21 protein-coding genes and 2 pseudogenes are annotated in these 24,410 nt (G+C 60.5%); 13 read left to right on the forward strand and 10 right to left on the reverse strand.

Annotated elements, in window-relative coordinates; all coding sequences use genetic code 11:
* Position 1: 1 nt before the first annotated feature.
* The 5 genes from BKY27_RS15940 to BKY27_RS15960 form a co-directional block, all read right to left on the reverse strand.
* Complete coding sequence (locus BKY27_RS15940; protein ID WP_071675483.1) at positions 2-1,174, reverse strand: lytic murein transglycosylase; 1,173 nt, start codon at positions 1,172-1,174, stop codon at positions 2-4.
* Between the two features lie 43 nt (positions 1,175-1,217).
* A complete protein-coding gene (cbiB, locus tag BKY27_RS15945) occupies positions 1,218-2,126 on the reverse strand; it encodes an adenosylcobinamide-phosphate synthase CbiB (protein ID WP_071675484.1) in 909 nt (302 codons plus the stop codon).
* Positions 2,123-3,073 carry a threonine-phosphate decarboxylase CobD gene (cobD, locus tag BKY27_RS15950; RefSeq protein WP_071675485.1) on the reverse strand — a complete coding sequence of 317 codons (951 nt, stop codon included), beginning with the start codon at positions 3,071-3,073 and terminating at the stop codon, positions 2,123-2,125. The genes cbiB and cobD overlap by 4 nt, the downstream gene beginning before the upstream one ends.
* Positions 3,074-3,112: 39 nt before the next feature.
* Positions 3,113-4,102 (reverse strand): glutathione S-transferase family protein, encoded by a 990-nt coding sequence (locus BKY27_RS15955; protein WP_071675486.1) that lies wholly within the window; start codon positions 4,100-4,102, stop codon positions 3,113-3,115.
* 219 nt (positions 4,103-4,321) lie between these two features.
* The gene (locus BKY27_RS15960) at positions 4,322-4,885 is read right to left on the reverse strand and encodes a CGNR zinc finger domain-containing protein (protein WP_071675487.1); all 564 of its coding nucleotides are present in this window, start codon (positions 4,883-4,885) and stop codon (positions 4,322-4,324) included.
* A gap of 220 nt (positions 4,886-5,105) precedes the next feature.
* Here BKY27_RS15960 and BKY27_RS15965 point away from each other — a divergent pair, with 220 nt between their 5' ends.
* The 3 genes from BKY27_RS15965 to dgcA all read left to right on the forward strand — a co-directional run bounded on the left by BKY27_RS15965 (position 5,106) and on the right by dgcA (position 7,521).
* Positions 5,106-5,462 carry a hypothetical protein gene (locus tag BKY27_RS15965; protein WP_071675488.1) on the forward strand — a complete coding sequence of 119 codons (357 nt, stop codon included), beginning with the start codon at positions 5,106-5,108 and terminating at the stop codon, positions 5,460-5,462.
* Positions 5,463-5,557: 95 nt separating this feature from the next.
* Complete coding sequence (gene dgcN / locus BKY27_RS15970) at positions 5,558-6,559, forward strand: N-acetyltransferase DgcN (RefSeq protein ID WP_071675489.1); 1,002 nt, start codon at positions 5,558-5,560, stop codon at positions 6,557-6,559.
* A complete protein-coding gene (dgcA, locus tag BKY27_RS15975) occupies positions 6,559-7,521 on the forward strand; it encodes an N-acetyl-D-Glu racemase DgcA (protein ID WP_146636269.1) in 963 nt (320 codons plus the stop codon). The genes dgcN and dgcA overlap by 1 nt, the downstream gene beginning before the upstream one ends.
* A 344-nt stretch (positions 7,522-7,865) precedes the next feature.
* Here the strand turns inward: dgcA and BKY27_RS19960 are convergent, their stop codons facing one another.
* A complete protein-coding gene (locus BKY27_RS19960) occupies positions 7,866-8,456 on the reverse strand; it encodes a hypothetical protein (protein ID WP_146636270.1) in 591 nt (196 codons plus the stop codon).
* Between the two features lie 225 nt (positions 8,457-8,681).
* A pseudogene (locus BKY27_RS15980) lies at positions 8,682-9,471 on the reverse strand (IS5 family transposase); the annotation flags it as partial.
* A gap of 329 nt (positions 9,472-9,800) precedes the next feature.
* On the opposite strand from BKY27_RS15980, the gene BKY27_RS15985 reads away from it, so the two are divergent.
* The 10 genes from BKY27_RS15985 (at position 9,801) to BKY27_RS16030 (ending at position 21,963) form a co-directional block, all read left to right on the forward strand.
* Entirely contained in the window at positions 9,801-11,846 is a 2,046-nt protein-coding gene (locus tag BKY27_RS15985) for a glycosyltransferase (RefSeq protein WP_158514991.1), read from the forward strand.
* A gap of 90 nt (positions 11,847-11,936) precedes the next feature.
* Positions 11,937-12,512: a hypothetical protein gene (locus BKY27_RS15990; protein ID WP_146636271.1), complete on the forward strand. Its 576-nt coding sequence runs from the start codon at positions 11,937-11,939 to the stop codon at positions 12,510-12,512.
* 93 nt (positions 12,513-12,605) lie between these two features.
* Positions 12,606-13,646 carry an STELLO glycosyltransferase family protein gene (locus tag BKY27_RS15995; RefSeq protein WP_071675493.1) on the forward strand — a complete coding sequence of 347 codons (1,041 nt, stop codon included), beginning with the start codon at positions 12,606-12,608 and terminating at the stop codon, positions 13,644-13,646.
* Positions 13,647-14,567: a hypothetical protein gene (locus tag BKY27_RS16000; protein WP_071675494.1), complete on the forward strand. Its 921-nt coding sequence runs from the start codon at positions 13,647-13,649 to the stop codon at positions 14,565-14,567.
* Positions 14,568-14,617: 50 nt separating this feature from the next.
* On the forward strand, positions 14,618-15,742 hold the full coding sequence (gene gmd / locus BKY27_RS16005) for a GDP-mannose 4,6-dehydratase (protein ID WP_071675495.1): 1,125 nt from the start codon (positions 14,618-14,620) through the stop codon (positions 15,740-15,742).
* Positions 15,743-15,949: 207 nt separating this feature from the next.
* Positions 15,950-16,921: a GDP-L-fucose synthase gene (fcl, locus tag BKY27_RS16010; RefSeq protein WP_071675496.1), complete on the forward strand. Its 972-nt coding sequence runs from the start codon at positions 15,950-15,952 to the stop codon at positions 16,919-16,921.
* 156 nt (positions 16,922-17,077) lie between these two features.
* On the forward strand, positions 17,078-18,655 hold the full coding sequence (locus BKY27_RS16015; RefSeq protein WP_071675497.1) for a coiled-coil domain-containing protein: 1,578 nt from the start codon (positions 17,078-17,080) through the stop codon (positions 18,653-18,655).
* A 2-nt stretch (positions 18,656-18,657) separates the two neighbouring features.
* Positions 18,658-19,581 carry a sulfotransferase gene (locus tag BKY27_RS16020; protein WP_071675498.1) on the forward strand — a complete coding sequence of 308 codons (924 nt, stop codon included), beginning with the start codon at positions 18,658-18,660 and terminating at the stop codon, positions 19,579-19,581.
* A gap of 64 nt (positions 19,582-19,645) precedes the next feature.
* Complete coding sequence (locus BKY27_RS16025; protein ID WP_146636272.1) at positions 19,646-20,887, forward strand: hypothetical protein; 1,242 nt, start codon at positions 19,646-19,648, stop codon at positions 20,885-20,887.
* Positions 20,884-21,963, forward strand: coding sequence for a glycosyltransferase family 10 domain-containing protein (locus tag BKY27_RS16030; RefSeq protein WP_071675500.1), 1,080 nt, complete (start codon positions 20,884-20,886; stop codon positions 21,961-21,963). Before BKY27_RS16025 ends, BKY27_RS16030 begins: the two co-directional genes overlap by 4 nt.
* Before the next feature lie 64 nt (positions 21,964-22,027).
* Here the strand turns inward: BKY27_RS16030 and BKY27_RS19965 are convergent.
* From BKY27_RS19965 to tnpC, 3 genes and pseudogenes are all read right to left on the reverse strand, one after another.
* Positions 22,028-22,225 (reverse strand): annotated as a pseudogene (locus tag BKY27_RS19965) (IS5/IS1182 family transposase); the annotation flags it as partial.
* A gap of 327 nt (positions 22,226-22,552) precedes the next feature.
* A complete protein-coding gene (locus BKY27_RS16035) occupies positions 22,553-23,047 on the reverse strand; it encodes a TetR/AcrR family transcriptional regulator (protein WP_071675501.1) in 495 nt (164 codons plus the stop codon).
* Between the two features lie 30 nt (positions 23,048-23,077).
* A partial coding sequence (gene tnpC, locus BKY27_RS16040) for an IS66 family transposase (protein WP_071675502.1) occupies positions 23,078-24,410 on the reverse strand: 1,333 nt, incomplete at its 5' end.

The following is a 24,410-nucleotide window of genomic DNA, read 5'->3' on the forward strand; positions in this document are numbered from 1 at the left end:
CCTATAGCCGCTGCAACAGCTCCGGCGTTGGCCAGCCGTCGGCAGGCATCCCCAGCCGTTGCTGTTCCCTGCGCACCGCCGCGCGGGTGTTGGCCCCCAGAATGCCGTCGATCCCGCCGACGTCATGGCCCAACTGGCTCAGCCTCTGCTGCAACTGGCGCATCTGGCCCTGGTCAAGGCCAGGGTCAGGGGTGCCCGCGTCATAGACCGGCGCGCCCTCCAGCCGGGTGGCGAAATAGGCTGCGGTGGTGACATAGACAAAGCTCTGGTTCCATTCGAACAGCACGGAATAATTCGGATAGGCCATGAAGGCCGGGCCATTGCGCCCCTGCGGCAGCAGGATCGACGCGCTCAGGTTGGTGTTGGGCAGCGCCCCGTTGCGGCCCCGCACCCCCATCTGCTGCCATTGCGATACCCGCCGCGTGTCCTGTAGCCCGGTCGATGACCAGTCGAAACTGTCCGGCACCTCGATTTCCACCAGCCACGGTTCATTCGCCCGCCAGCCAAGCGAGCGCAGCAGGTTCGCCCCCGACAACAACGCATCGGGCGCAGAGTCTCGCAGCCGCACATGCCCGTCGCCATCGCCATCGACACCATGCGCGATGATGTCCTCGGGCAGCATCTGCACCATGCCGATTTCTCCGGCCCACGCCCCGGTGGTGGTACGCGGATCAAGGTCGCCATGCTCATACAGCTCCAACGCCGCGAAAACCTGCGGGCGGAACAATTCGGGCCGACGGCAATCATGCGACAGGGTCACCAGCGAATTGACCGTGTTGAAATCGCCCTGAAACGCCCCGAAATCGGTTTCGAACGCCCAGAAGGCCAGCAATACCCCCCGCGACAGGCCAAAGTCCCGCTCCACCCGGTCAAAGGTGCTGCGATACCTGTCTGCGTTGATGCGGCCATGGTCGATGCGGTTCTGGCTGATCAATCGGCGCGAAAAATCGACAAAGGGTCGGGTGAAAATCCCCTGTGCCCGGTCGGCGCGCAAGGTGGCCTGATCCTGCTGCACCCCGTTGAAAAAGCTGGCGACCGCCTGCGGCCCGTGGCCCCGTTGCAGCGCCTCTTGGCGCAGGCCATCGACGAAGGCGGAAAAGCTGCCGCCGCATTGCTGGGAATGGGCGGCGGTGGCAAGGGTCAACGCAAGAAGCGTCGCGGAAATCAGTCGCATTGGAAAATCCTGTGGCTGTTATCGGCCAAAGACTAGCAGGCGCTCACAACAGCACAAGGATCAGCATCAATCCGGCGATCACGATCCAGACCCGCCGCAGCACGGCAATCGCGGCCTCGACCTCGGCTACCCCGATCTCTTGCGCGCCGCTGCCATTCACCCAGGGAAAGTCCCGCACCTGCCCGTGATAGCTGCGCGGCCCCGACAGCGCCACGTCCAGCACCCCGGCCATCGCCGCCTCGGGCCAACCCGCATTGGGCGAGCGATGCAGGCCTGCGTCGGACCGGATGACCTCGACCGCCCGCGCGGACCAGAACGCCAGCGCAATCAGCCCCGCCGTGATCCGCGCAGGAACCCAATTCATCACATCGTCCAGCCGTGCGGCGGCCCATCCGAACTGTTCGTGCCGGGGCGTGCGATAGCCGATCATCGAATCCGCCGTGTTCACCACCTTGTAGATCAGAATCCCCGGCAAGCCGCCGATCAGGAACCAAAAGGCCGGCGCAACAACCCCGTCCGAGAAATTCTCGGCCGCGCTCTCGATCGCCGCGCGCGCCACCGCTGGCCCGTCCATGGCGCCCGTATCGCGCCCCACGATCATCGCCACCGCGCGCCGCCCCTCGCCCACGCCATAGCGCAGCCCGTCGGCCACCGCCTGAACATGGACGACAAGGCTTTTCTGCGCCAACAGGATCGCCGCCCCGACAAGCGACCACAGCCAGCCAAGCGGCAGCGCCGCGATCAGCAGGCCCAGCGCCCCGGCCCCGGCCACCAGCGACAGCACCAACAGCACGCCATTGTCCCGGCGCGGCGCCACGTTGAACCGCGCATCGGCCCAGCCGATCACGCGCCCCATCAGAACCGCAGGGTGCGGCACCCGACCCCACAGCCAGCGCGGCTCGCCCATGACGGCATCCAGCGCCATCGCGCCCAACAGCAGAATCGGCGTCATGCCAGCGCCTCCTGCAACCGGGTCCAATGGGCCGCCGGTCCGGGCAGGCCCAGCCGCAGCCAGCGGTCGGAATAGGGGAAAATCCGGCTCCAGACATGATGCTTGGCCAGACGGTCCTGCCAGCCCGCCGCGTCGCCCACATCGTACAGCCGGAACAGCGTGGTGCCACCCACGACCGCAGCCCCGGCCCGCGTCATCATTGCGTCCAGCCGACCGGCATCCCCGGCCAACCGCGCCCGCGTCGCCTCGGCCCACGCCGTATCGCGCAACGCTGCGGTGCCTGTCTCCAACGCCGGGCCAGACACCGCCCATGGCCCGACCATCGCCGCCATGCGCGCGATCATCTCGGGACGTGCGATGGCAAAGCCAAGCCGCAGCCCGGCCAATCCCCAGAACTTGCCAAAGCTCTTCAGCACCACCACGCCGGGGCGGGTCGCCAGATGGATCAGGCTCGCCTCTGGCATCACGTCGCAAAAGCTCTCGTCGATCACCGTCAGCACCCGGTCGCCCGCCAGCTCGGCTTCGGTCCAGATCCGCCCATCGGGATTGTTCGGATGCACGGCCACCAGCGCCCCGCCTGTGCCCGCTGTCCAGCCCGCTGCGCGAAACGCTGCCCAATGCTCGTTATAGGTCGGGACAGGGATCTCTACCGCCCCGGCCGGGGCCAAGCCCGGAAGTCGCGCAATCAGCGCCGAAGCTCCGGGCGCGGCCAGCACCGCCGCCGTATCGGGAACCGCCCAAAACCGGCGCGCCGCCGCCTCGAGTGCCGCAAAGGCCCCGTCATCGGGCAGCGCGGTCCACGCCATGTCGGAAACCGCGGGCACAGGGTAGGCCACCGGGTTGATGCCCGTGGACAGGTCGATCCACCCTTCGCGCGGTCCGCCATATCGGGCCACCGCCCCATCGACTCCACCGCCGTGATCCCGCTTCGCCTCTGATCCAGCCATTGCCGTCCCCTCATCCTCGGGATCGGTTCAAACCGATTTTCAGGCCGCCCGCAATGCCTCTCGCCCATGCGGGGCGTTCCAATGGATCACCGGATTGATCGGGATGATCCGGTAGGGGTTAATCGACTCGTGGCTATAGTGGTAGTGCCGGACGAAATGGTCGGGGTGCACCACGTCACGCAGGCCCGGCCATTGATACAGCTCCTTCGCCCATCCCCACAGGTTCGGATAGTCGACGATCCGCCGCCGGTTGCACTTGAAATGCAGGTGATACACCGCGTCAAAGCGCAGGATCGTCGGCAACAGCCGCCAATCGGCCTCGGTCACCCGCTCGCCCGTCAAATAGCGGTTGCGCGACAGGATATCCTCGACCCAATCCAGCGCGTCGAACAGTCGATGAACGGCCTCGTCATAGGCCGCTTGCGTGGTGGCAAAGCCCGCCTTGTAGACGCCGTTGTTGATCTCGTCATAGATCCGTGCATTCAGGCGGTCGATCTCTTCCCTCAGCGGCTGGGGATAGAAATCCTGCGTATCCCCGGTGATGCCGTCGAAGGCCGTGTTGAACATACGGATGATCTCGGCGCTTTCATTCGACACGATGGTGCCGCGCGACTTATCCCACAACACCGGTACCGTGACCCGGCCGGTCATATCGGGCTTGGCCCGCAGATAGACCTCGCGCAGAAAGTCCGACCCGAACAGCCGATCCCCGGTGGTGCCCGGAAAATCCGTGCCGAAAGTCCAGCCATCCGACAGCATATCAGGGTGCACCACCGACACATCTATGTGATCCTCCAGCCCCTTCAGGCTGCGATAGATCATCGTGCGGTTGGCCCACGGGCAGGCATGGCTGACATACAGGTGATAGCGCCCGCTTTCGGCGGCAAACCCGCCCGCGCCCGTGGCCCCGGCGCTGCCATCGGCCGTTACCCAGTTGCGAAACAGCGCCTCGCTCCGCTTGAAGGCTCCGCCGGTGGACTTGGTATCATATCCCGTGTCGTGCCATGTGCCGTCGATCAGCAATCCCATGATGCGTCCTCCAATGTCACTCACCCCATCAGATAGACATCTTGGCACCCCAAACCACCCGCACAGGCGCAGGGCGCCCCTGCCCCCGTGCACATCTTCTTCTTTGTAAAAATACTCCCGGGTTTGGGGCGGGCCCCAAGCGGTCCGGCAAGGCCCCCGCCTTGTGCGGGGGGTGCGCCGGATCGCCCCTTGGTCGCCGCCTCTGGGCGGCGCTCCAGATCAGGCGGCGTCGCGGTGGCGGGCGCGGAAGGTCTCGGCCTTGGCACGGTTGCCGCAGCGCGCCATCGAACACCAGCGCCGCCCCACACCACGCCCCTTGTCGAAGAACAGGTGCGAACATCGGCGGCATTCCCGCAACCGCGCGAATTCGCGCGACCGCAGAAGGTCGTGCATCGACAGAACCAGTTGTTCATATAGCCGCCCCAAGGGGCTCGGCGCAAAGGTCAGCCCGTCGGTGTCGATCCGCAATTCGGCCTCCTGGTAGGCCGCTTTCAACGCCTGCGTCAGATACAGCGCATCCTCGCGCCCCGGTGCGCGCCCGGCGGCAACCGCCGAAAGCGCGGCATAAGCGGTTTCGCGCAGGGTCAGCAGGTTGTGCATCTGCTCTTGCGTCAGCGGCGTCGGCGGGGCCGCGAACCCCTCGGCCTCCAACAGGGCGATCACCTCTGCCCCGGTCTCGAAACTGTTGTGTCGGCGGCTCTTGCCGTCATCGGTCACGGTGTTCAAAAAGACCAGAAAAGGATGCCCTGCACCGGGATCGGCGCGTGTCGCAGATGTCGTCATGGGGAATGCAACGCCTCGGTAAGCTACTGTTTTTTTTCACATGATGGCTATCGTGCCGCAGTGCAACGGGCTTGTAAAGGCACTCTCCCGTGAGCGTGGCAGACCCCGCCGGGCGCCACTGTGGCCGATGCGCACCGTTCTGCGATGCGGCAGCGCCCCGGCGTTGACCGAATCTCGCAAGAGGCCATTTTCCACTGTGGACGACCAAAGGATCACGACCATGACCGACTTTTTGCCCAAAGAGGTTCTCGAAGGCCTCCGCGCCGCCCAGGCACAGGCCGAACGCAAACGCAGCCGCCGCTCGGTGCATGTGGGCGACGAGGTGTTTCCGATCCTGCAATATGGCGAAGAGGGCTTTACCCTGGATGCCGAAAGCGCGCCCAGGCTGCGCGGACTGGTCGATATCTACGAAGGCCCCCGGCATCTCTACCAGGCGCTGATCGTGGCATCGGCGCTGGAAGGCGACCGGATGCGCTATGAATTCAAACGCAACACCGTTGCTTCCGATCGTGCACCGCTGGACTTCTATCAGGAACAAGAGGCGCCGATCGCGCTGCTGGACTCCTCGAAATCCTGAATTTGGTCTTTGCACTGGCAGCATGTCGCGCGCTAGCTTGCGCGCGAGCACCGTGACCGGTGCAATGTCCCCCTGTCCTGCCCGAGGTTCCGTCGATGATCCAGACCCCCTACCTGTTGTTCCTGGGCGATGCGCCCGACCAATTGGCCGCGAAAGTGGCGCAAGGTATCCGCGACTGGCGGCCCGACAATGCCGTAGGCCAGTTCCGGATGGAGGGGTGCGGCGCCGACGTGAAACTGCCCGACATGGACCTTGCCGCCGCCAAGGCCGCTGGCGCCAAGACGCTGGTCGTGGGCGTCGCCAACCGGGGCGGCGTGATCTCGACCGCCTGGAAAAAGGTGCTGGTGCAGGCGCTGGAAGAGGGCTTCGACCTTGCCTCCGGCCTGCACAACCTGCTGCGCGACGAGCCAGAGCTTGTCGCCGTCGCCAAGGCCTGTGGCCGCGCCCTGCACGACGTGCGCGTGCCCGAGGTCAAATACCCGATCGCCAATGGCGAAAAGCGCACGGGCAAGCGCTGCCTTGCCGTGGGCACCGATTGCTCGGTCGGCAAGATGTATACCTCGCTCGCCATCGACGCCGAGATGAAGGCACGCGGCATGAAATCCAGCTTCCGCGCCACTGGCCAGACCGGCATCCTGATCACCGGCAACGGTGTGCCGCTGGACGCCGTGGTCGCCGATTTCATGGCTGGCTCCGTCGAATGGCTGACCCCGGACAACGAGGCCGACCATTGGGATCATATCGAGGGGCAGGGCAGCCTGTTCCACGTGTCCTATTCCGGCGTGACCATGGCGCTGATTCATGGCGGCCAGCCCGACGCGCTGATCCTCGCCCATGAACCCACCCGCGCCCACATGCGTGGCCTGCCGGGCTATGACCTGCCGTCGCTCGAAACCCTGCGCGACACCGCGCTGCCGCTGGCACGCATCGCCAACCCCGCCTGCCAGGTGGTGGGCATTTCAGTCAACACCGCCGCGATGGGCGAAGACGAGGCGCTGTCCTACCTCGCTGCCACCGAAAAGCGGATGGGCCTGCCTGCCGTCGATCCGTTCCGTCAGGGTGCGGCCCGTCTTGTGGATGCGCTGGACGCCATCTGATGCTGTCTGTCACCGCCGATACCTTCCGGCTGGCGCAGGTCTTCACCATCGCCCGTGGCAGCCGGACTGAAGCCAAGGTTCTGACCGTGCGGGCCTTTGCCGATGGCGTGGTGGGCTTGGGCGAATGCGTGCCCTATGCCCGCTACGATGAAACCCTCGACAGCGTGACCGCCCAGATCGACAGCCTGCCCGAGGGCATCATGCGGCAGGATCTGCAAGACGCCCTGCCCCCCGGTGCCGCCCGCAACGCCGTCGACTGCGCGCTGTGGGATCTGGCTGCCAAGCAAAGCGGCACGCCGGTCTGGCAACTCGCGGGCCTGCCCGCGCCGCGCCCGCAGATCACCGCCTTCACCCTGTCGCTGGACAGCCCTGAAAACATGCGCGCGGCGGCGGCGGAACACGCCCAGCGCCCGCTGTTGAAGATCAAGCTCGGCACCCCCGACGACATGCCCCGGCTAGAGGCGGTGCGCGAAGGCGCCCCCAAATCCCGCATCATCGTCGACGCGAACGAAGGCTGGACGGCCGAGGTCTACGCCGACCTCGCCCCGCACCTGCTGCGCCTTGGCGTGCAGATGGTGGAACAGCCCTTGCCTGCCGGGGACGACGACATGCTGGCCGAAATCGCGCGCCCCCTGCCCGTCTGTGCCGATGAAAGCTGCCACGACCGCGCCAGCCTGCCGGGACTGAAGGGCAAATACGACATGGTCAACATCAAGCTGGACAAGACCGGCGGATTGACCGAAGCGCTCGCGCTCCGCGACGCCGCCCGCGCCGAGGGCTACCAGGTCATGGTCGGCTGCATGGTGGGATCGTCGCTGGCCATGGCCCCCGCCGTTCTGGTGGCGCAAGGGGCCGAAATCGTCGATCTGGACGGGCCGCTTCTGCTGGCCGAGGACCGCGACGCGCCGCTGGTTTATGATGCGGCAGGCGTGCACCCGGCGAGTGCGGAGTTGTGGGGGTGAGCGCCGGTCCTGCCTTTGGCCGGTGAAAGGTCCAGTGAACCTTTCAAGGCAGGAATGGGCGGAGCGCCGGTGTGCAAACTGCCCAACCTACGGTTTCTGGTAAGCGATTATTATTACCCAATTTATTGGAGCTTTCGGTATGGGCAAGGTGCTGGTTTTGCTCCAAATTTATTGACTAACGATTGATTGTAGAATACAGATTTAAACAGGCGAACGGGGTGCCATGGCACCCCGCTCTTGGTCCCCCAACGGGGCTGCACATCACAGGTGCTTCGAAGTCATCCTGTGATCTGGGATGGGGTTATTGGTTCCATTGAACCTCCCCCAATCTACTCTCCCGGCATCTAACCGTGCCGGGTCGGCCCCATCGGGTCGGGAAAGTTGGTCAAAGGGTGTCCCGAACGTGCCCCTTCGACTTGATCTGAGGAAGTTACAGCTTCCCCGGTTTCTGAGCCGCCCACGGGCGGCTCATTCTCTTTTGCGGAGTGCTTTGCAGACCGCCAAATCTTCGTTGATTGCTCAAGGCTAACGACGCCATCAGACTTTGCGCGTGACAATTGCGATGACATGCTCGCTTGAGAGATCTCAACGCCAAACTCCGCGTTGACCCACTCTATAACCTTATCGGACGTGCCGCCATTTGGACGCTCGTCAAGCACCGCAACAATCATATCACGATGCGTCACGCGATTGCCGGATGCGCGTTCCGCTGCTGGCGCGGAGCCATCAATGGCAGATTTAGCTGCACGAAGTTCACGCAACTCATCATTCAGCGCCTTTATGGACGCCTTGATTTCGCTCTCGCGGGCATTGATGAAATCTCTAAGTGTCTGCGACATGCCGACTCGATCCTTGTTCGTTAAGGGCAATCTATCTTGATTGATGGGTTCCTGCAAGTGCAAGCGGGACGGATTAAAGGGCTTTTTGTCAACCATGGCCGCAGGCTGGGATCGCGTCAAGAGCTTGGGCCGATTGAAGTGAAGCATCAAGCGCAATGTGCGCGTCCACCATCCCCGCGCAAATAGCGCCGTAGACGCCGCGCGATCGCCAGACCGCCCCCCGGGCTGGCGATTGGTTGATGCAGGCGCGTCCGTCAGAGGTCGCCCGGATTTGGCTGGGATAAAGTGCGCTGATCACAGCGTCGCATCGACATACCGCGGTCTGGCCATCGCGCGGCCGAGGTATTTCGAAGCTCGCAGGGCCTCGTTGCGCGCGATGGCGCCCGCTGTGATATGCTTTCGGGGTTTGGCATTCTTTCGGGGCGGGACGACGGTGGCGACACCCCGGTCGGCGATCGCATCGTGGCAGTTGCGCGTGTCATGGGCTCGGTCGGCGGTGACATTGCCGATCTTCTGATCGGGCGGATTCTGTCCCAGAAGATCCGGCAGCACCGGCGCATCGCCGATATGGCTCTCGGTTACCTCGACCGCAGGAACTTCCAATGTCTGCTCGTCGATCCCGAAGTGAATCTTTCGCCAGACCCGCCGTTTGGAACCGCCCGCTGCCCGGCAGCACATGCTTGCATGTGTGAGAGGGATGCTTGCGCGCATTCCACTCGCCTTCTCCCTCGACCTTGATGCCGGTGCTGTCGATCAGCAGGTGCAAAGGCCCCTTCGAGCCGCGATACGGGATGTTCACGGCCAAGGTCTTCTGGCGGCGGGACAGCGTGCTGAAGTCGGGCACTGCCCAGTCCAAGCCGATCAGCTTCAGCAGGCTCTTGACAAACCCGGTCGTCTGCCGAAGCGCCATGCCGAACAAGACCTTCATCGTCAGACACGTCTGGATGGCGGTGTCACTGTAGGTTTGCTGGCGGCCACGACGGCCTGTCGGCGCGGCATCCCAGGTCGTCTCAGGGTCAAGCCAGATCGTTAGCGAGCCCCGGCGCTTGAGCGCTTCATTGTATGCCGGCCAGTTCTTGGTCTCGTAGGTCTGGGGTGTGGGTCTGCTCATGACGCCCAGCTACCACACTGGATTCACAAGATGATTCCCTCACGAGATTTGTGCAACAGAGCCCGATGCCGTCGGGACGGGGCATCCACCCCATCAACAGAGCCGGGCAGCGCTCAAAGGTTGAGCATTGGCGCGTTGGTTGGTTGCACTTCTTGATCTGCCCGTGATAACGGTTTACCGCAAGTTGGGGAAAATTGAGTCCTCCAAAACTTTTTACCTCGAGAAACGCACAAAGCAGGACATCGTATTAATGCGGCACGAATACTTGGACCAGTTTCATGAAAATGCAAAGATTCATTAGCCTTAACCGGAAGCTATACGATATTTACATGGAGGCCGTTCAGGGCAAATGCACCGATGCCGCGTGCCGCTTAGGATCTCTTCGCAAAATTGTTGCTAATGAAAACAGCGATGTTTCTAGAAGCGCTTACCGCCACTTTGCTCAATTGATTTCGAACCATGTCGCGCTAAATCAGGAGATGTTGGACCTTCCAACTAAAGCGACCGGCGTTCCGGATGAAGGGGAAGAAAGGCTGTTGGGCGGAATCCTACCGGGTGGCGATAAGGGGGTCAGCCTCGTGACCTGCGCGATGAACAGGACCGAGAACCTCCTCAAGGCATTGATGAGCTGGTTGGCCCATCCTCAGATCAAAGAGATCGTGATTGTTGACTGGGGCTCGAAAGTTCCGGTTTCCAAATCTTTGTCTGACGGCGGTTTTTTCGACCCGCGCATTCGGGTCATCCGGATCGATGACGAGCCGAGGTGGGTTCTCTCATATGCATTCAATATCGGGTTTCGGTCCGCCAGATATGAGCGCATCCTGAAAGCGGACGCGGACATCGTTCTGTCGGACTCATTCTTCGGCCACAATCTGCTACCTGATGCTGAGACGTTTGTCGCCGGGAACTGGCGCACTGCGGCATCCGATCAGGTGCATGTGAACGGTTTTTTCTACACCTCGCGGTCGGCCCTTGCTGCCGTTGGCGGGTTCAACGAGTACATCACCACCTATGGGTGGGACGACGACGATCTCTACACTCGCTTGGAAGCGGCTGGCTTCGCGCGACAGGACGTCGCTCCCGACACAATCCACCACCTGCACCACTCCGACGAACATCGCACCGGCGAGGGGGGCGACGACCTGCGCCCCGCACGCGACGTGATCCAGGGCACCCCGCGGTACATGATTCAGCGAAATCGTCTGCTATGCGACATGATGCCTGGCTGGAACAACCGGAAACAGCTCCTGCCTCTTCGGATCATAAGCGAAAGCCCCGGCCGGACGACACTGACACGCGCGGGCGGTCACGAGGCGATTGTGCCCGACGCAGTATTCGCTGCGGCCTCCCGCCAGATGCTGCAGGTGCTCATGTCCTGGGATTACGGACCGGAAGTGCGCGACCTGGATCACGACACCTTCGACCGAGTGATGCAGCGTCCCGTCGAGCAGCTGAGCAAGCAGGCCTTCCTGGAGGCCAGGGATAACCCGGCATCCCTGCTGCAACAGGCACCGATGGTCTCGTCACCGCGAAAAAAGGTTTTCATCGACGCCCAGCACGGACTCGGCAACAGGCTCCGCGCGATCGGATCCGCGGCTGCAATCGCACAGGCAACGGGCCGCGAACTGGTGATTGTGTGGGAGCCTGACGACCATTGCGACTGCCAGTTTAGCGATCTGTTCGACTATCAGGGCGCCGTCGTCCACCATCGGTTCGCGGACGAAGCCGAAAACCTGGGATGCGACGTCTACAACTACATGACCGCAGAAACTGGCGCGCAGAAAGACGCCCCAATCGTGCCGCGGGACCGGCGATCCATCTACGCGCGCGCGGCCTTCGTGCTGAATTCGGAGCATAGCAACTGGGACACCGAGAACCGCTTCATCCAGTCTCTGCGTCCGGTAGAATTCATCCGCGATCTGGTCGCGGGCGTGCGAAACCCCAACGATGTGTCGGCCCACATACGCATGGAAGGGGGCAAGCAATACGAACACCTGCCCTACGAAAGCGCCGGGAACTGGACGCAGGAAGATCATGAGGCAATAGCAGAGTGGCGCGAAAAGAGTCACTTTGCCCATTTCATGGCCAGGCTGGACAAGCTGACCGAGGACGGGAAAGCCGACAGGATCTTCATCGCGGCGGACTTGCCGGCAACCTATCAGGAATTCCTCGCGCGCTATGGCGACCGGGTTGCATACCTGCCACGCACTGCATACGATCGGTCGTCGGAACAGTTGCGCTACGCGATGGCCGATGCAATTCTGTTGTCGCGCGCGCCTCTGTTGCTGGGCAGCACCTGGAGTTCATTTTCTGAATTGGCGACGCGGCTGGCGCCGAACGGTATCACGGTGGAGATGAGTGGGAAGGATTTCTGATCTATGCGAGTGCTGTTTTCCTGCGGGATCGTTTCAATATCAAAACCTAGGTGTGGGTCGACAAGCGTTCGACGAATGCTTGACAAGCTAATGTCTGAAGAAAGTGGAGATTTCGGCATAAATGTCGCCGGTGAAAACCCTCCATTTCACCCTCACATTACTGCGCCATACCTTATGAAGGTGATGCAGGAACGTGGTTTGTTGGATCAAAGCCTGAAGTACTTTATTGTTATTAGAAATCCAATAAACATGCTGGCTTCTTACTACAAATTTTTCCAGCCCGATGAAAATTTCAGATACAATTACGATCCCGATTGGGGTGGGAGGATAGGGATTGGATTTGATGAGTGGGTGGCGAATGGCCGAGTGGGAATGAACGAAAAATGGAAAGAACTTGCGCCAAACTTCATTTCAACCGAGAACTTATCAACTTTGAGCCTTGAGGCTCACGCAATGAGTAGTGACAGTCGGACCGTCGTTGATAATATTTTTTTGATAGAAGAGTCCGAGAGTATTGTAAACTGGGTAGGTGAGAAAACGGGTGAATCAGTAGTGATGCCTCAAGTTAACAAATCTGAGGAAATGGAAGTACCGAAAATAGGTAACGAAGCGCTCGACTGCGTAAGAAAAATGATGCCGCTCGAGAGTGCGTTGTATAATCTTTAGGAAAAGCTTGCTCCAGCAAGATCCGAGTTCGGATACTGATGTTAGGGACGAGATCAGTATTCAGGTTTGACTACAAATATTGAAGGATAATCGATGAAACATTGCATTGTGGTGACCACAATCAACGCGCCCACTATTTCCTTGGAACGGGTCGCGAAGGGTGCGGCAAAGAATTCATGGAGCTTGATCGTCGCCGGGGATACAAAAACTCCCGCAGAACCTTACGCGGTGCGGGATGACATTGACTTCATAGGCTATGATGATCAATCGGAGTCGGGATATGCGCTCGCGAAAGTCGTCCGGGAAAGGTCCTACACTCGCAAGATGTTTGGCTATCTGAAAGCGATCGAGTCTGGGGCTTCCTATATTGTTGAAACAGATGACGACAATTGGCCGAAACCTGACTTCTTCGTCGATCGAGACAAGATGTTTGGAGTGGTGCCCGGTCTGGAGGAGTTTTGTTCCATTCCGACATACAAAGGCACCGGTTGGCTTAACATTTATCGCTATTTCGCTCCAGCATCGAATATCTGGCCGCGAGGTTTTCCCTTGTCTTTGATCGGCAAGCCGTTTCCGGTAGAAAGTGAAGGGCTGAAATCGAACAATGCACTTATCCTTCAAGGGCTTGCCGATGGTGCGCCAGACGTGGATGCAGTTCATCGCTTCGTCTATCCCGGTGTTGAATTTCTTTTTGATCGCTGCCGTCCTTTGCAGCTAGAAGTTGGAAGCTGGTGCCCATTCAACAGCCAGAACACCTCTTGGAGAAAGGAAGCGTTCTTCTTGCTGTACCTGCCTGCAACATGTAGCTTCCGGATGACGGATATATACCGCGGCTATATTGCACAAAGAATTGTGCAAGAGATGGGTAAGAGCATCGTTTTTCACGACGCCACCGTTCATCAGGATCGAAATGAGCATTCAATTATTCGGGATTTCAAGGATGAAGTCATGAATTATTGTGATGATGGAGACTTGATCTCGGGACTTGAAAAGCTTGATCTGTCAGGGCTTTCGAAAGCGAATATGCTTCGACGCTGTTATGAGCTTGCAATCTCTGAGGGGTATTGTGACCCAGATGAAAATATCATTCTGGAAGCATGGATCGAGGACTGCTCAAAGCTTGGGGTGCTCTGAATGCGTATTGGCCTGTGCTTGTTTTTCAACTACCCGTTCGAGAAGAACTTCCCTATCTTGCGTCGGCTCTACGGTGATTATTTTGATGAGATCCGCTTTATTCAGCCATTGGTTGAAACGAGTGAAAAGGATGCCTTCACCGTTTATCGGGCTGCGTTCAATTTTTCCGGTTTCTTCTCCGACGCACGCCAGTTCATCAAAGAAATGAACTGCGATGTGGTGATTTTTGCTGGTGATGACTGCATCATTAATCGTGATGTTCTGGGAAACAGGTTCGAAGAGGTTTTCGGTGTCCCCGGTGACGGATTTGATATGTTCGTGACAAAGCTGTGGCCGTTTTCCGCCAATGCATGGTGGAAAAACATGCAAAAGCTGCGAGCTCTTGGCAGGCTGTTTGGACAAGGGGGAATTTTTGACCAGCGCATCCAGAATTGGAAGAGCTATTTTCCACAAGCGGATGAGCTTGCCTTGCGCCTTGAAAGCCTAGGGGTTGTGAACGGTCCGATTGACGCACCTCCAAGTGACATCGTCGCGAGAATGCCGCTGGATCAACAGGCCGTCATTAGAGGTTTCTTTCAGGGCAAAGGCACGTGTGATCTCCCGTATCCTCTGGCTTACGGAATTAGCGATTTCTTTATAGTCGGAGGACATATTCTCGACGAGTTTTGTCATAACGCAGGGTTGTTCGCTGCCCTCAATGTTTTCTCAGAATTCTCGACGCCGACGGCACTTGCTGCCACGCAAGGAAGGCTTTCCCAATGCCCTGATCTGGGTCTTTCCGTCGATTGGACATATGGAAACAACCCTGAGAAAGAATTCTTCGTTCCTCAGTCTTTTTCTGAAATAGATGATTTTCTAAATTCGATGCCAAAAAGATTACTTTATAAACACCCTGTAAAGCTATCAACCGTTCGGGATTAGGTTCAACGCAGCATCAGCTTATCCGGCTCCACTTGAATTAGGGTACTAAAATGAAAAAACGCGCTCTCATCACCGGAATCACTGGCCAGGACGGCTCCTACCTCGCGGAACTTCTGCTTGAGAAGGGCTACGAAGTGCACGGAATCAAGCGCCGGGCCTCGCTGTTCAACACGCAGCGCATCGATCATATCTACGAAGATCCACATGCCAACCACGCCCATCTCAAGCTGCATTACGGCGACCTCACCGACACGTCCAACCTGACCAGGATCCTCTCCGAGGTGCAGCCCGACGAGGTCTACAATCTCGGCGCGCAGTCCCACGTCGCGGTCAGCTTCGAGGCCCCCGAATACACCGCCGACGTCGATGCGATCGGAACGCTGCGTCTGCTCGAAGCGATCCGCTTCCTCGGCATGGAAAAATCCACCCGTTTCTACCAGGCATCGACCTCCGAACTCTATGGCCTGGTTCAGGAAACCCCGCAGCGCGAAACCACCCCCTTCTACCCGCGCAGCCCCTACGCGGTGGCCAAGATGTATGCCTACTGGATTTGCGTCAATTATCGCGAAGCGTATGGCATGTACGCCTGCAACGGTATTCTCTTCAATCACGAGAGCCCGCGCCGGGGCGAAACCTTCGTGACGCGGAAAATCACCCGTGGCCTGGCCAATATCGCCCAGGGGTTGGAGCCCTGTCTGTATATGGGCAACATCGACGCCCTGCGCGATTGGGGCCATGCCAAGGACTATGTCCGCATGCAGTGGATGATGCTGCAACAGGACAAACCCGAAGATTTCGTCATCGCCACGGGTCAGCAGTACAACGTGCGCCAGTTCATCAAATGGTCCGCCGCAGAGCTCGGCATTACCCTGCGTTTCGAAGGCAATGGCGTGGACGAATTGGGTATCGTCGAGTCCGTCGGGGGCGACAATGCGCCGGCTGTAAAACCCGGCGATGTGTTGGTTCGGATCGACCCGCGCTATTTCCGCCCGGCCGAGGTGGAAACCCTCCTGGGCGATCCGTCGAAGGCCAAGCAGAAACTCGGCTGGGTGCCCGAAATCACCGCACAGGAGATGTGCGCGGAGATGGTGGCCGAGGATCTGAAAACCGCCAAGCGCCACGCGCTGCTGAAGGAACATGGGATGGACCTCCCGATATCGGTAGAGAACGCATAGCAAAAGGAACACCGATCATGAGAGGATCCGACAAAACGGCTAGCGACGGGCTGACCACAGTGGCCTTGAAATGCCTTTGAGGTCTGGGACCCCCCGCGGATTTCATGTTCTGAAGCTGCCCCTTTTCGGAATGCGACGCCACCATATCCGTGGTGGATCGGTCCAAAGCTTCTGCCAACCTATGAGACCCCCTATTTGCGAGGAAGCATGAAACGACTCTACATAGCGGGCCATCGCGGCATGGTAGGCGGCGCAATCCTGCGCAACTTCGAAGCCCGTATTGCCGATGGCGAGGAAATTGAACTGGTCACCCGCACCTCGTCAGAACTGGACCTGACCGACCAGCAGGGCGTGCGCGACTTCATGCAAACCGAGAAGCCCGACGTGGTGATCCTGGCGGCTGCCAAGGTCGGCGGAATTCATGCCAACAACACCTACCCCGCCGATTTCATCTACGAAAACATGATGATTGAATGCAACGTGATCCATCAGGCCTTTGACGCCGGGGTGCGGCGCCTGCTGCAACTTGGCTCGTCCTGCATCTATCCCAAGGGCATCCCGCAGCCCATGCGCGAGGACGCATTGCTGACAGGCACATTGGAGCCCACGAATGAGCCATATGCAATCGCCAAGATTGCGGGAATCAAGCTCTGCGAGAGCTACAACAGACAGCACGGTACCGATTACCGCTCGGTGATGCCGACCAACCTTTACGGACCCGGCGACAATTTCCACCCGGAAAATTCCCATGTCCTGCCCGCGCTCATTCGTCGTTTCCACGAGGCGGTGCAGCAGGGCTGCGAAGAAGTGGCTATTTGGGGCACGGGCAAACCGATGCGGGAATTCCTCCATGTGAACGACATGGCCGCGGCAAGCCTCTTTGTGCTCGATATTGACAAAAAAACCTATGACGCGAACACGCGGCCAATGCTCAGCCACATCAACGTTGGCAGCGGCACGGATATCTCGATCGGAGACCTGGCCCAGTTGGTGGCGAAAATCAGCGGTTTTCAGGGCCGCATCTCGTTTGACACCAGCAAACCCGACGGAACCATGCGGAAACTGATGGACGTTAGCCGTCTGGCCAGTATGGGCTGGACGGCAAGAATCGGACTGGAAGAAGGAATCGCCGAGACCTATCGGTGGTTCCTGAACAATCGGGACCGGTTCCGAACATAAGATCGCCGGGGCTGGATATGACGACCGGCCCGCGTCCCGACCGCGATCCCCTGGAACTCAATTGACCTGGCACCGTGAAACGTGGACAAACGGGAACAAAAGCCTTTCGGTTTGGAAAACAGAGCAGAAATGCTGCGATAGGAAGGATCAGGACAATTGGACGCTTTTGTCACCACACAGCATGGCGGCCCAATCGGGACGGGTAGCCTGATCATCATCAGCTGCGGCGGGGCCTCAAAGAGACTCTCGGCGCTGGTCGAAGCGTTCGAAGCACCACCGCAACTTGTCTTGTTCGATCCGGTGGCTGACGCTGATGAGCTTCTGCCAGGACGATGGTCCGCCAGCAAGGTCACCCATCTGCAGAGTATCCCGACCCCTGGAACCGAGAAGAAGACCGAAGCAATCTTCCACTCCCTGCCGGGACTGGTCAGCCTTTCCGAACCAACTGATGCGCTTCTTTTTCTGTTCCCCGGCCTGCAGGAGCTTGATCGCAAGCCGGTCGATCTTATCGACCCGGAAACCTTCGCCTCGGAGTTGGCTGGTAGACCCGAGCCACTGATATGCGTCATTGATCTTCCCGGTGCCGAGACCAGCCTCCTCGATGCGCTGGACGCCGCGGGGGTGCTGGAACGTCTGTCGTCGCTTCACCTGCGCTGCGGAATCGAACCGTTCTTTTCTGATGCCCCGGCACGCACTGACATCGAGGCCAGATTGATTGCCAGCGGATTCGCCCTCGCTTCCGCCAATGAGGACGATCCCGATTGGCCCGAACTGGAGTTTTCGGCCGATCCGCAGGCACGGGAAATCGAACGTCTGAAGGCCGAGCACAGCGCCATGACGCGGGAGCTTTCCGTCTGCAACGAAACGCTCGCAACGGAGCGTGCGGAGGCGCGTGACCAACAGGAAATCCTGGCGAAGCGGGACGAAGAGCTGGAAGCCCTTCGACTTCAGCAGTCGGCACATGCGGCAGACCTCGCTGAGATCAGAAATGCCCTTTCGGAACGCGACGCGATTATCGACGAAGCAAGACGCGACGCCGCTGACCGGGAAAAGGTTCTGACCGAGCGCGAGCAAGCACTCAAGACACTCACCGGAGAACTGGAGACGCTGAACACAAAGCTGGATGATCGCGGGTCCAAGCTCGCGGAGCGTGACGAAAAGCTCCGACGTCAGGACGAGGAACTGCACGCACTTCGGGCACAGATTGCAGATGGTCACAAGGCGGTTCTGGATGCCGAGAAAATTGCGGAGGCCCGGGCCGCGCAGCTTGCGGAAGCAGAAACCCGCGCCGCAGAACAGGGCAGTGCCTTGTCCGAATTGAAAGAGAAGCTGGACACATTTCAGACCGAACTGTCGTCGCGCTCTGAGCGAGTTGAAGAGCTGGACGCTGAGCTCTCCGAGAAATCCGCCGCGCTCGATGCCGCGGAACGCCGGGAAGAACAGGCCAGAACCGAGCAGTCCTTTCAGGCGCGCCTCAATGCCATGTTGCAGCTCGACCTCGACAACCTGCGCGCCCGGTTCGAGGCCAGCGAGGAACAACGCCGCAAACAGGAGGACCTGCTGCGCAAGCTGACCCCCAAACTGGCGCAGGCCGCCGAACACCTGCAGCAATTGCAACTGGCCTCAGCCAAAGACTCCCCTGCTGTCACAAAGAACAAGGCACCGCGAAAAACGAATACGAAAACTGCGGCAAAGTCGCGGACGGGTGGAGCCCGCCCCCGGAAAGGGAAGTGAGCATGGGCTCCGATCTCGTATCAGATGTTCTGGCAACGGAACTGAACGAGGCTCTCTCGCTGTTGGAGGATTACCGGCAGGAGGGTGGCGGCGCAGGGTCCGAACCACTGCCGAGCCTGCTGGAACAATGCGAGGCCCTGTGCCAGGGCATCGCCCCGCCCGAGCCGATCCGCAGCATTCACCACCTGGCCTGCACCGGCGGCACGTTGATGTCGAAATGCATCGCTGCCCTGCCCAATGTGGTGCTGCTAAGTGAGATCGACCCGCTGAGCCGCATGGTGAACGCCAAACCCGGAGAACAGCCGAGATTCGCACCGACTGACTTGATCAACGCATTGAACCACGCCAACCGGAAAATTGACGATGGCGTGATCCGCGATGCATTCCGTGCCAGTGTCGACAGCATCCTCACGGGGCTGTCGCGTCGCGGGTTGCGGATGGTGTTGCGCGACCATTCCCACTCCCAATTCTGCACCGAAGCCGACGCCGCTGCCCGGCCGACGGTGCACGACATGCTCACCGCCGCCTTCCCCACTCTGTCGCTCGTCAGCGTGCGCCATCCGCTGGACAGCTTTCTGTCGCTCCAGAAGGCCGGATGGACCCACTTCAAACCCGTCACGCTCGCGGAATACAGCCGCCGCGCGACTGATTTCCTCGACCGCCATGATGGCTGCCGGATCGTTCGCTATGAGGATTTCGTTTCCGATCCTCAGGGACAGCTGGAACGAATGTGCGACTATCTGGCGCTTCCTTATGAGGCCTTCGCCATCGACCTGATCGGCGCAATCCGGATCACAGGCGACAGCGGGCGAAGCAGCCCCGCCATCGGCCCGCGTCCGCGCCGGCCCGTTCCGGAAGAGATCGAGGCAGAGCGCCGTTCGGCAGCCTACGAACGGCTTTGCGCCAGGTTGGAATATGACCCCTAGTGTCCGGTCGCATGGCGGCACTGGCACCCATGTCGACATTGGATGGAAATGAGATTAGACAAGCATGACGAAAAATTCAAAAGTGACGATGCCAAACCCCGCCATGCAGTCAGGCGCCCCTTCCTCATCCGTTCCGATCTTCGTAACGGAGGACATCGCTGATTGCGTGAGGCAAGCGCTTTGCGAGTCGGGCGCTCAGGTGAATATGATCCCGGACGGCGGCCTTGACGAAGGACTGACCGCGGGAGAGGGTTTGGTCGGCCTGGTTTGGGATACGCCGGCTACGGCCGTCGCCGAGGCCCTTTTTGCCGGGCGGGATCCTGTTCCCGCCGTTAGCGACTGGCTTGACCGGCACAGCAGTCTTCTCTCTCATGTTCGCCGCCACCGCCGCCGCATCCGGCTTTGCGACGGTCGGCTGTTCTCGCCACCGGCCTCAGCGGAAGATCTGGCCCGGGTAGGCGCGTGGCTGGGTTTGGCCCGGATCCCCGATCCGCAGTATTCCGACATTCCCGACGGCCTGGCGCTCGCCCGCCTTCTGGTGTCGCACACGATCCCACGGCTCGACAGTCTGCGCGACTGCCTTGACGAACTCGAAGCAAGCAGTCTGACGACCAGCGACACGCTCCTGCCTCTTCCGGCGCTCGGTCGTTCAGTCCAAGGATTCGACTGCTTGAAGCACCTGACCGAGGACCTTCGGGCAGGGCGAGAACGGGCAGAGTTGCACGAACAGGAAATTAACCTTTTGCGAGAGCAGTTGGGTCTGCAGCTTCAGGAGGCGCAACGCGTCATCGCAGAGCAGGCAGAACGGGAAAGCACAGAGATCGCGACGTTAAAGGGCCGTCTGGCAGACACGACGCGTGCCGCAGAAGATGCCAAGGAAACGCTGCGCAACCAGGAAGAGGCAAGGCGGCTCGAAGCCGAACGCAAGGAACAGGAAATTACCCTTTTGCGAGAGCAGTTGGGGCTTCTGCTTGAAGAAATGTCGCGTCTCACGGAAACGCAGACCAAAGAGGCGACCGAAATCGAGAAACGTCGCACCCTCATTGAATCCGAGTCCCAACGTGCGCTGGCCCGTGCTCTGACCGACCTTCGCAGTGAGGCCCGGCAGCGCAAGTCATTGCAGGACAGGCTCGACGAAATGCAGGCCCAATTTGCGGCGTTGGAAGAGGAGCGCAACGGGTTGGCCCTTACCGTAGAGGAGCTCTATGCATCTCGGTCCTGGCGTATCACCAGGCCATTGCGACAGGTCCGGACGCTGGTGTCTCCGATCGCGGTGCCGGGTCAGAACGAACAAAGCGGTTCGTGACACGCCTTGCCTCTCGCCACCGCCCGGGGCGCGCCGGGGCGGTCAGGATTTCCGTCTTTGTCTATGGCGGCTACCGCAACCGCCAGCCCTTGGCCTACGCACCCATTCGAGAACGCCTCGGGGATCGCATTGCGCTGGTGGACACGGCCGAGGACGCGCAGCTGCTCGTTGTCAGCCACTACAAGGATTTCGAGCTGTTCGGGGACCGGATCCTCGCGCTTCTGGACCGGTTGCCGCACCTGCATGTCCTTTTGCTGTCCGAAGAGCCTTTCTGGGACAGTATCTGGATGCCGGACCCGCTGGCGCGCAGCCAACGGTATGACACCGGTCGGGGCCACATCCAATACACTGTGTTGAGCCACCAGACCTCGGCCATTTTTCATGCCCGCCATATCCCCTACTTCCTGCTGACCGACTCGCGCTACATTGCACACTATCGCCCGCTGTTCTCGCGCAACGCAGGGATGTCCGCCGAGGATTGGCACCGCCAGTTCGCGCACGCGCGTCACGATGCGGTCTTTCTGAACATCCGGCGCACCGGCCGCTTGCTTCACCCCTGCTATCCCAGCGCCGGTCTCTGGGCCCTGTCGGTCTATCGCAGCGAATTCGCCGCGCTGTGCCGGGGCACTCGGGTCGTTCGGGAGGGTCAGGGGTGGGTGTCCGCCCCGCCACGTCAGGAATTGACCGACTGGCATGCCGACAAACTCTGCCGCTTCGACCTGAGCTGCCGGTACATGTCGGCTTTCGAAAACACGCACCAGCCGGATTACGTCTCGGAAAAGATCTACGATGCGCTCGCGGTCGGGGCAGTTCCGCTCTACATGGCCGCCAAGAGGCACGGCGTTTTTCGGCTGCTGGGATCAGAGGGCTGGCTGAATTTCAGCGACCGGCTGGATTCGGTCCCGGCCTTCGATGCAGGTCGGCCCGTGGACTTGGCAACTTGCGCCGCCTATGCCCGCCTGCAGGACCGCATGGCTCGGCTTTTCGACGACCGGCGGGCAATCGAAGATGAATATGAGCGGCTATGCACCACGCTGATGGGCGAATTGACGGGGATCGCACATGGGCCAGACTGACCCTTGGGACGGAATAGTTGCGCAAATCGGGTGATGACAAGGCTGCCCCTTTGCTCCGACGGACTTATGGTACGGGCTCTGGGACGGGTATGCCAAGCGCCGTGTAGCTGTCGACCACTGCGCCGCGGACGTGGGATTCCGCGACCTGGCGATCAAGGTCCCTGGCCGTCATGGATTGGCCCAGAGGTTTGATGCAGTTCACCTTGCTCTCAACGCGGCTCCTGCGGTGATATACGCTCCACTGCCGCCACAAGGTACAGCCTTGATTCAGCGCGGGGCATTGCTCGAAGCCCAACACACAGTAGGCTACGCTTCAGCGCACCACATGCTCAGAGCACCCATCAGAGTGGAGATCGTTCGCATATGAGATTTTTCAAAAATGCGCCTCGCAGCTTCCGGATATTTTGGGCAATATGGGGTTGTCTCGTCATATTGAATTATCGAACCGGAGTTTTTTCAGGCGGTCATTTTGCAATACTGGCGTTCTTGGCGATTTCCGCACTCATTGAGAATTATCGACGAACCCGGCGATAGGGGATCAAAAAATTCCAAGACGCTCCACAGGCTGCGCACCACCTGCACCAAACCTTCACTCACCCCGCATCGCCTCACTGCATCCCATCACCCGGACCGCCACCGAATCGAGGTCATGCAGCCGCAACTCGCCCAGCAGCACCGCCTCGACCAGCCCGACCAGCGTCGCGGCCATCACCTTGGCCTCCAGCGTCGCTGCGGCGCTGCCCGCGGCGCGGAGGTCGGCGCGCAGAGTTCCTTCCAACAGCAACCGCACGTCCTGCCGGTCACGCCAGAGCCGCACCAGAAGACGCGCGGTCTCCCGCTCGGCCAGCCCGCGATGCAGCATCTGCGACACGACCCAACGCAAACGTCGCGGCCCCAGCTTGAACCGCGTGTCCGACATCAGCCGCCCCAACCGCAGCACCGCCGCCTCCTCGACCTCTGCCGCCAGATCGCCCGCATCGGCGAAGTAGCCGTAGACCGTGGCGCGCCCCAAGCCGGAGCGCGCCGAAATCCGCGCCACCGTCACCGCCTCGGCGCCGCCGAACGCGAAAAGCGTAGTCGCCATTTGCAGGATTCTGGGTAAGCGGTGCGCCGTTCACACGTGATTGCCGTAATTCCAGGGCAGCAGCAGGTTGATATCGGTTTGTTTGTGCCCGCCTGCGATGGCGGTCAGGACGCCGGATAGATAGCCTTGGGGTTCGATCCCGTTGAGTTTGCAGGTTTCGATCAGGGACGCGATGACGGCCCAGTTTTGCGCGCCGGCATCGTGGCCTGCGAAGAGCGCGTTTTTGCGGTTTAGGGCGATGGGACGGATGGTGCGCTCGACGGGGTTGGAATCCAGTTCGATGCGACCGTCGTCGAGGAACCGGATCAGCCCGTCCCAGTATTTAGCGATGTATTTCAGGGCCTCCCCGGTCGGTGACTTGGCAGAGACACGGGCGCGGTTCTGGGCGAGCCAGAGTTCGAAGGCGTCGATGATGGGTTTTGAGCGTTCCTGCCGTGCAACGCATCGTTGATCGGCTGGCTGACCCCGCAGGTCTTTTTCGATGCGATAGAGCGCCTGGATTTGGGCCAGACCTTCCTGCGCAATCGGGGCCGTGCTTGACTGAGTGACGTCGTGCAGTTTGCGACGGGCGTGAGCCCAGCAGTAGGCCAACGTCACGTCCTGCGCAGGTCGCTTGAGGAGGCGGTTGTAACCTGCATAGCCGTCGACTTGCAGGATGCCGCTGAAGCCCTCCAAAATAGTGTCCGCATGCTGGCCAGATCGTCCCGGCGCAAAAGTGAAGGCGACACCGGGCGGGTCCTCACCGCCCCATGGCCTGTCATCACGGGCCAGCGCCCAGAAGTATCCTGTTTTGGTGCTTTTGCGCCCTGGGGCCAGAACCGGTGCGGGTGTTTCGTCCATGAAGAGCTTGGTGGAGCGCTTCAGATCAGCCATCAGGGCATCATAGACAGGGGTCAATTCGAAAGCCGACTTGCCCACCCATGCGGCCAGGGTCGAACGATCCAGATCGATCCCCTGGCGGCTGTAGATTTGCGCCTGCCGATAGAGCGGCAGGTGATCCGCATATTTTGAGACGAGCACATGGGCGAGCGTTGCCTCGGTCGGCATACCGCCCGCGACGATGTGGGCTGGCGCCGGGGCTTGGGCGATCCCGCCTTCGCAGGATCGGCACGCGTATTTGGGGCGACGGGTGACGATCACCCGGAACTGCGCGGGGATGATATCCAGCCGTTCGCTGACATCTTCGCCGATGACATGGCGCTCGGCTCCGCAGGCGCAGGAGAGCTCGGGTTCAATGACCACTTCCACCCGCTCCAGATGCTTGGGCAATGATCCCCGGTTGGTCTGACGCGGCTTTGGCGGTCGCATGGGCGCGGTGCGCTGATCAGCATCAATCTCAGCTTCCACCTGCGCGATGGCCGTC

The organism is Nioella nitratireducens (assembly GCF_001879715.1).
Taxonomy (GTDB): Bacteria; Pseudomonadota; Alphaproteobacteria; order Rhodobacterales; family Rhodobacteraceae; genus Nioella; species Nioella nitratireducens.

Coding starts and splice junctions, on each gene's coding strand:
- BKY27_RS15940 (WP_071675483.1), bottom strand. CDS start 1,174: ATGCGACTGATTTCCGCGACGCTTCTTGCGTTGACCCTTGCCACCGCC.
- cbiB (WP_071675484.1), bottom strand. CDS start 2,126: ATGACGCCGATTCTGCTGTTGGGCGCGATGGCGCTGGATGCCGTCATG.
- cobD (WP_071675485.1), bottom strand. CDS start 3,073: ATGGCTGGATCAGAGGCGAAGCGGGATCACGGCGGTGGAGTCGATGGG.
- BKY27_RS15955 (WP_071675486.1), bottom strand. CDS start 4,102: ATGGGATTGCTGATCGACGGCACATGGCACGACACGGGATATGATACC.
- BKY27_RS15960 (WP_071675487.1), bottom strand. CDS start 4,885: ATGACGACATCTGCGACACGCGCCGATCCCGGTGCAGGGCATCCTTTT.
- BKY27_RS15965 (WP_071675488.1), top strand. CDS start 5,106: ATGACCGACTTTTTGCCCAAAGAGGTTCTCGAAGGCCTCCGCGCCGCC.
- dgcN (WP_071675489.1), top strand. CDS start 5,558: ATGATCCAGACCCCCTACCTGTTGTTCCTGGGCGATGCGCCCGACCAA.
- dgcA (WP_146636269.1), top strand. CDS start 6,559: ATGCTGTCTGTCACCGCCGATACCTTCCGGCTGGCGCAGGTCTTCACC.
- BKY27_RS19960 (WP_146636270.1), bottom strand. CDS start 8,456: ATGGTTGACAAAAAGCCCTTTAATCCGTCCCGCTTGCACTTGCAGGAA.
- BKY27_RS15985 (WP_158514991.1), top strand. CDS start 9,801: ATGGAGGCCGTTCAGGGCAAATGCACCGATGCCGCGTGCCGCTTAGGA.
- BKY27_RS15990 (WP_146636271.1), top strand. CDS start 11,937: ATGTCTGAAGAAAGTGGAGATTTCGGCATAAATGTCGCCGGTGAAAAC.
- BKY27_RS15995 (WP_071675493.1), top strand. CDS start 12,606: ATGAAACATTGCATTGTGGTGACCACAATCAACGCGCCCACTATTTCC.
- BKY27_RS16000 (WP_071675494.1), top strand. CDS start 13,647: ATGCGTATTGGCCTGTGCTTGTTTTTCAACTACCCGTTCGAGAAGAAC.
- gmd (WP_071675495.1), top strand. CDS start 14,618: ATGAAAAAACGCGCTCTCATCACCGGAATCACTGGCCAGGACGGCTCC.
- fcl (WP_071675496.1), top strand. CDS start 15,950: ATGAAACGACTCTACATAGCGGGCCATCGCGGCATGGTAGGCGGCGCA.
- BKY27_RS16020 (WP_071675498.1), top strand. CDS start 18,658: ATGGGCTCCGATCTCGTATCAGATGTTCTGGCAACGGAACTGAACGAG.
- BKY27_RS16025 (WP_146636272.1), top strand. CDS start 19,646: ATGACGAAAAATTCAAAAGTGACGATGCCAAACCCCGCCATGCAGTCA.
- BKY27_RS16035 (WP_071675501.1), bottom strand. CDS start 23,047: ATGGCGACTACGCTTTTCGCGTTCGGCGGCGCCGAGGCGGTGACGGTG.